The organism is Salmonella sp. 32070601201500089SM, from assembly GCF_017573605.1.
GTDB classification, from domain to species: Bacteria; Pseudomonadota; Gammaproteobacteria; order Enterobacterales; family Enterobacteriaceae; genus Salmonella; species Salmonella enterica.
On record NZ_JAGETK010000001.1, the window covers coordinates 689,338 to 695,958 of the forward strand.

Genomic DNA, 6,621 nt, shown 5'->3' on the forward strand with positions numbered 1-6,621 from the left:
GAATAGTCTGGTTAATATTATTCATTTTTCAGAAAGGGTAAAGGGCGTCATGATGGTACAACTCCCCTGATAACGAGAGAAAGAACATGACCATGATGACTGCAACACAGGCGTTATCCGTGAATCCTGCGACCGGCCAGACGCTGGCGGCAATGCCCTGGGCTAACGCGCAAGAGATTGAACATGCGCTGAGTCTGGCGGCGAGCGGTTTCAAAAAGTGGAAATTGACATCGGTAGCGCAACGGGCGCAAACATTACGCGATATTGGTCAGGCGCTTCGCGCTCATGCAGAAGAGATGGCGCAATGTATTACGCGTGAAATGGGTAAACCCATAAAGCAGGCGCGTGCGGAAGTGACGAAATCCGCCGCGTTATGCGACTGGTATGCGGAACATGGCCCGGCAATGCTGAATCCTGAGCCTACGCTGGTAGAAAATCAGCAGGCGGTGATTGAATACCGTCCGCTGGGCGTCATCCTGGCGATAATGCCGTGGAATTTTCCTTTATGGCAGGTGTTACGCGGGGCAGTGCCGATACTGCTGGCGGGGAATAGCTACTTGTTAAAACATGCGCCCAATGTCACGGGTTGCGCGCAGATGATAGCCCGAATCTTGACGGAAGCCGGTACTCCCGCTGGCGTCTATGGATGGGTGAACGCTAATAATGAGGGCGTGAGTCAGATGATTAACGATCCGCGAATCGCGGCGGTGACGGTGACCGGTAGCGTGCGCGCCGGCGCGACGATTGGTGCTCAGGCTGGGGCGGCGCTGAAAAAGTGCGTACTGGAACTGGGGGGCTCGGATCCGTTTATTGTACTCAATGATGCCGATCTTGAGCTGGCGGTAAAAGCTGCGGTTGCAGGACGCTATCAAAACACCGGACAAGTCTGCGCCGCCGCCAAACGTTTCATTGTCGAAGAGGGCATTGCGCAGGCGTTTACCGATCGCTTTGTAGCGGCTGCCGCAGCATTAAAGATGGGTGATCCTCTGGTTGAAGAGAATGACCTGGGGCCGATGGCGCGCTTTGATCTGCGTGATGAACTCCATCAACAGGTGCAGGCTTCCGTCGCCGAAGGCGCACGGCTACTGTTGGGCGGAGAGAAAATCGCCGGGGAGGGCAACTATTATGCCGCGACCGTTCTGGCGGATGTCACACCTGACATGACTGCATTTCGTCAGGAGCTTTTTGGGCCTGTTGCCGCCATTACCGTTGCAAAAGATGCGGCGCACGCCCTCGTGCTGGCGAATGACAGTGAGTTTGGCCTGTCGGCGACGATCTTTACCGCCGACGATACGCTGGCCGCGGAGATGGCGGCGCGTCTTGAGTGCGGTGGGGTATTCATTAATGGGTACAGCGCCAGCGATGCGCGTGTGGCATTCGGCGGGGTGAAGAAAAGCGGCTTCGGTCGCGAGCTTTCGCACTTTGGTTTACACGAATTTTGTAATGTGCAGACCGTCTGGAAGAACCGCGTCTAATTGCCCTGACGTCGCGTGGCGCCCTCTGCTATACTCGCAGGCCTTTTCAGACCTGCGAGCAAGGAGCATGTTGTGGCCTGGGCCATGGATAATGCAATTTTAGAGACGATTTTACAGCGCGTTCGCCCCCTCATTGGCCAGGGCAAAGTCGCTGACTATATTCCGGCATTAGCGTCCGTCGAGGGTTCAAAGCTGGGGATAGCGATTTGTACCGTGGACGGGCAGCATTATCAGGCGGGCGATGCGCACGAACGCTTCTCTATTCAGTCTATTTCGAAAGTGCTCAGTCTGGTGGTGGCGATGCGTCATTATCCGGAAGAGGAGATCTGGCAGCGCGTCGGAAAAGATCCTTCCGGCTCGCCGTTCAATTCGTTGGTTCAGTTAGAGATGGAACAAGGCATCCCGCGTAATCCATTTATTAATGCGGGCGCGCTGGTGGTATGCGACATGTTGCAAGGCCGGCTTAGCGCGCCGCGTCAGCGGATGCTGGAAGTTGTGCGCGCGCTTTGCGGCGTATCGGATATTACGTATGACGCTACGGTCGCGCGCTCTGAATTTGAGCATTCCGCCCGTAACGCCGCTATTGCCTGGCTGATGAAATCATTCGGTAATTTTCATCATGATGTGCCTACCGTGTTGCAAAATTACTTCCACTATTGTGCGTTGAAAATGAGTTGCATGGAACTGGCGAGGACGTTTGTCTTTCTGGCGAATCAGGGCGAGGCGTTTCATCTCGACGAGCCGGTAGTGACCCCCATGCAGGCCCGGCAGATTAATGCGCTAATGGCGACCAGCGGGATGTATCAGAATGCCGGAGAGTTTGCCTGGCGGGTGGGATTGCCAGCTAAATCCGGCGTGGGCGGCGGTATTGTCGCCATAGTGCCGCATGAAATGGCGATTGCCGTCTGGAGTCCGGAGCTGGATCCTGCGGGAAACTCTCTGGCAGGTATCGCCGCGCTTGAGCAATTAACACAAACGTTAGGACGTTCGGTATACTGATGAATGCGCTTGAACCGCTCTTTGCCCGCCTGGCGCGATCGACATTTCGTTCGCGTTTTCGTCTCGGGATAAAAGAAAGACAATATTGCTGGGATAAAGGCGCGGAGGTAATTGATAAACACGCCGCCGATTTTATCGCCCAGCGACTGGCGCCAGCTCACCCGGCGAATGATGGTAAGCAAACGCCGATGCGGGGCCATCCGGTATTTATCGCGCAACATGCGACGGCAACCTGCTGTCGCGGGTGCCTGGCGAAGTGGCACCAGATACCTCAGGGAGAACCGCTGAGTAAAGCGCAGCAACAGTATATTGTCAGCGTTATCCATTACTGGCTGGTCATACAAATGAATCAGCGGTAGAGCAGCGCGTCGTTGCTGACGCTTTCCCTGATAAATTACCCTATACCACTGATAGCAGCCGTTGACCGTCATATATCTCATGCGCTGAAGCGCATATTTAGTTACAACATACAGTTAGTTGTTTTTTTTCAACGCCTGTCAGCACTGTGCAAAAAAATGTTCTACAGGGCAGGGAACCCGTGTATCGCCAGAAGCTTGCAACCTTGATCTGGATCACGTTTAATGACAGTGCTTTTTCACCTGCTGAAGATAATCATGATCGTTAGACCACAACAGCACTGGATTCGCCTGATATTTGTCTGGCATGGTTCCGTGTTATCTAAAATCTTTTCACGACTGCTCCTTAACTTTCTTCTTTCTATCGCCGTTATTATCATGCTGCCCTGGTACACAATGCTGGGTATTAAGTTTACCCTTGCGCCGTTTAGCATACTGGGCGTCGCTATCGCCATTTTTCTGGGGTTTCGCAATAATGCCTGTTATGCGCGTTACGTCGAAGCGCGACATTTGTGGGGGCAGTTGATGATCGCTTCACGCTCAATACTGCGTGAGGTGAAAACAACCTTGCCTGATGAACGCGGTATCGAGGATTTTGTTCGGTTACAAATCGCTTTTGCCCACTGTTTGCGTATGACATTGCGTCGACAGCCTCAAACGCAAGTTCTGGGCAACTATCTTGACCAGGAGGCGTTACAGAAAGTTGTCGCTTCCCATTCCCCCGCTAACCGTATCTTATTGCTGATGGGAGAGTGGCTGGCGATTCGCCGCCGCAGCGGAAAGCTTTCCGATATTTTATTTCATAGCCTCAACAACCGTTTAAATGATATGTCGTCAGTGTTGGCCGGCTGTGAACGCATCGCCAACACGCCGGTGCCTTTTGCCTATACGTTAATTTTGCATCGTACGGTTTATCTTTTCTGCATTATGTTGCCATTTGCACTGGTGGTTGATCTGCACTATATGACGCCGTTTATTTCGGTGCTTATTTCTTATACGTTTATCGCGCTGGATGCGTTGGCGGAAGAGTTGGAAGATCCGTTCGGTACTGAAAATAATGATTTACCGCTGGATGCGATATGCAATGCGATAGAAATCGATTTACTGCAAATGAATGATGAAAGGGATATTCCGGCAAAACGGATACCGGATAAACGCTATCAACTGACCTGAGCTCGACTTAACTGGCGCAGAATGTTCATCTGCGCCATAACCTGAAGAGCAAAGCTTAATAGTCTTCTCCAACGCCGGTTTTGGCTGGACCGGAGTAGTGGACATGAACGATTCGCCATCCTGTGTTTGGTATCTTCGCCCACACCTGGCTTTCGCGGCCTGTCGTGTGTTGAGTCTGCCCATTATCACGGCGTACCGCGGTAAAATGCCAGTCGAACTCTGCAACGGCGGCATTGCCATACACGTGAATAGCCGGGGGAGCGTCCAGTTTTAACGTGCGTTTGCTGAAGGTTTTACCCATAGTGGCGCCATAAAAATTTTCAGCGATCTGCGACCATCCGCGTTCGTGACCGCGTGGATGAATAAAACTGGTATCCGGTGAAACATAAAAAAGCTGCTTGCCTAACGTTGGGTCTGCCTTATCTATTGAATAAAGGTAACGGTTAATGCCTTCTGTAATTTCTTGTTTAACGGTCGACGTAGCTTCATTTTGTGCGGCGGTTGGCGTTGCCGCTAATGCCGATGACGCCATCAGAGTTAACGTTATCGCGGCGGCAGAAAACAATAGTGACGTTTTTTGCATAATAGTTATACCCATATGGTCTGTTTTTGAGACGCTTTATCTTTCCTGTTACGTTCACCTTTATACTAAAGGAGCATGACTCACGAACAATAAAAAACATCCTTCTATAAAATTACCCCGAAAAGGGAGTAGTGCAATTAAGAATATCGTATTTGTTTGTAACGGCATGACTCAAAATATCAACATTTAGAGTTTCAGTATTGTTGTTGTCCATTGACTTACTTTTATGTTTATTACCACTGGTAAATAGTTAATCTTATGAATAGTGATACACAAATGACCGTTTGCGCTATGTGATAATTAACCATAGTAAAAATACACGAAGCGAAGAAGTGCTATTTCAGTAGTACTGATATTTTCATAACGCTAATTTAAAAATAAATGTAAACGTAACAAATTATACACAAAAATAAGAAGGGCTGTGGCCTCAACTGACTTGATTATGATTCCGTCTTAACGAATGCCAGCCGAGTGTTAAGTGCCATTCTCGCCCTGGCATCCCCGACCGTAAGCCAGTTCTCTACTGGTAACCCCCTTGTTATTACAGCAGAAAACAGGGCATATCATTGATGTAGTCATGCTTAACTTGCATTTTAACATCACTAATACATAGCAAGCTAATATTACACTTTGAAACTTAACGCACGGTAATTGTTAGTGATATTGTCCTGGACAGTTCCGCAAGCAGGCTTTGCGGAAAGTCCAAAAATAAGACAAATAAGGCATATAAAATGAAAAAAGTAGTGGTGTTATCTGCGGTAGCCGCAGCCGTGATGATGGCTGGTGCCGCCAACGCAGCAGAAATCTATAACAAGGATGGCAATAAACTGGATTTGTATGGCAAGGTCGACGGCCTGCATTATTTTTCCAGTAATCATAGTACGGATGGCGATCAATCTTATATCCGTATGGGTATTAAAGGCGAGACTCAAATTACCGATCAACTAACCGGTTTTGGACAGTGGGAGTATCAGGTCAACGCCAATCGTCCGGAAGATGGTGACTCCAGCGGTTCCCCGCAAAGCTGGACGCGTCTCGGTTTTGCTGGTTTGGCATTTGCCGATATGGGGTCTGTTGATTATGGTCGTAACTATGGCGTGTTATACGACATTGGTTCATGGACTGACGTACTGCCTGAATTTGGTAATGATTCGTATGAAGCTTCCGATAATTTTATGACTGGACGCGCGAATGGCGTTCTGACTTATCGCAATAATGATTTCTTTGGTCTGGTTGATGGTCTGAATATTGCGTTGCAGTATCAGGGTAAAAATGACGGCCTGTCGAAAGAAGGCGATCCTTTAAGTAATAATGCCAGAAAAAGTATCGCATACCAGAATGGCGATGGTTTCGGGGCATCAGCGACATATGATTTGGGCATGGGGGTGAGCCTGGGGGCAGCCTATACCAGTTCCAAACGCACGCTTGATCAGATGACGCAAGATAAATACGACAATGGTGACCGCGCTGAAGCCTGGACTGGCGGCGTGAAGTATGATGCCAATAATATTTACCTGGCGGCAAACTATACCCGTACTTATGATATGACCTATATGGGTGATACATTGGGCGGCTTTGCACATAAAACCGATAACTGGGAAATAGTAGGGCAATATCAATTTGATAATGGCTTACGCCCGTCACTGGCGTTCCTGCAATCCAGAGCCAATGATGTTGATGGACTGGGTTCGTTCGACCTTGTGAAATATATTGATGTGGGTTCCTATTACTACTTCAATAAAAATATGTCCGCGTATGTTGACTACAAAATCAATCTGCTAAAAGATGGCAACCCATCGAATCCTAATACAGACAACACCGTGGCGCTCGGCTTAGTCTATGAGTTTTGATAAAACTTGCTGATTAAGACAGTTTAGGGATACCCTCCTTTTCCCAAAACTGTGTCACTGAATCGCCACAGGTTTAACAGACACCTCAGAGTCATTTAAGATGACTTAAAGAGAGGTGCCCATGAGCGGTAAGCGTTATCCCGAAGAGTTTAAAATTGAAGCGGTCAAACAGGTTGTTGATCGTG

The 6,621-nt window shown here is 49.1% G+C and carries 6 protein-coding genes; 5 read left to right on the forward strand and 1 reads right to left on the reverse strand.

What is annotated here, in order from left to right; translation table 11 throughout:
- Positions 1 to 86 precede the first annotated feature (86 nt).
- The 4 genes from sad to J4728_RS03455 all read left to right on the forward strand — a co-directional run bounded on the left by sad (position 87) and on the right by J4728_RS03455 (position 4,003).
- Entirely contained in the window at positions 87 to 1,475 is a 1,389-nt protein-coding gene (sad, locus tag J4728_RS03440) for a succinate-semialdehyde dehydrogenase (RefSeq protein WP_208211167.1), read from the forward strand.
- Positions 1,476 to 1,547: 72 nt separating this feature from the next.
- Positions 1,548 to 2,474 carry a glutaminase B gene (glsB, locus tag J4728_RS03445; protein ID WP_000312240.1) on the forward strand — a complete coding sequence of 309 codons (927 nt, stop codon included), beginning with the start codon at positions 1,548 to 1,550 and terminating at the stop codon, positions 2,472 to 2,474.
- Positions 2,474 to 2,833, forward strand: a complete 360-nt coding sequence (locus J4728_RS03450; RefSeq protein WP_000992451.1) for a DUF4186 domain-containing protein — start codon at positions 2,474 to 2,476, stop codon at positions 2,831 to 2,833. The genes glsB and J4728_RS03450 overlap by 1 nt, the downstream gene beginning before the upstream one ends.
- Positions 2,834 to 3,088: 255 nt before the next feature.
- The gene (locus J4728_RS03455; protein WP_001670736.1) at positions 3,089 to 4,003 is read left to right on the forward strand and encodes a bestrophin family protein; all 915 of its coding nucleotides are present in this window, start codon (positions 3,089 to 3,091) and stop codon (positions 4,001 to 4,003) included.
- A 55-nt stretch (positions 4,004 to 4,058) separates the two neighbouring features.
- On the opposite strand, the gene J4728_RS03460 is transcribed toward J4728_RS03455, so the two are convergent.
- The gene (locus tag J4728_RS03460) at positions 4,059 to 4,601 is read right to left on the reverse strand and encodes a YybH family protein (RefSeq protein ID WP_208211170.1); all 543 of its coding nucleotides are present in this window, start codon (positions 4,599 to 4,601) and stop codon (positions 4,059 to 4,061) included.
- Positions 4,602 to 5,317: 716 nt separating this feature from the next.
- Between J4728_RS03460 and ompC the strand changes: the two genes are divergently transcribed.
- Positions 5,318 to 6,436 carry a porin OmpC gene (gene ompC / locus J4728_RS03465; protein WP_208211172.1) on the forward strand — a complete coding sequence of 373 codons (1,119 nt, stop codon included), beginning with the start codon at positions 5,318 to 5,320 and terminating at the stop codon, positions 6,434 to 6,436.
- Positions 6,437 to 6,621: the final 185 nt, after the last annotated feature.

Excerpts from the sequence above, each read along its gene's own strand:
- J4728_RS03455 (WP_001670736.1), top strand. The coding sequence starts at position 3,089 with ATGATCGTTAGACCACAACAGCACTGGATTCGCCTGATATTTGTCTGG.
- sad (WP_208211167.1), top strand. The coding sequence starts at position 87 with ATGACCATGATGACTGCAACACAGGCGTTATCCGTGAATCCTGCGACC.
- J4728_RS03460 (WP_208211170.1), bottom strand. The coding sequence starts at position 4,601 with ATGGGTATAACTATTATGCAAAAAACGTCACTATTGTTTTCTGCCGCC.
- ompC (WP_208211172.1), top strand. The coding sequence starts at position 5,318 with ATGAAAAAAGTAGTGGTGTTATCTGCGGTAGCCGCAGCCGTGATGATG.
- J4728_RS03450 (WP_000992451.1), top strand. The coding sequence starts at position 2,474 with ATGAATGCGCTTGAACCGCTCTTTGCCCGCCTGGCGCGATCGACATTT.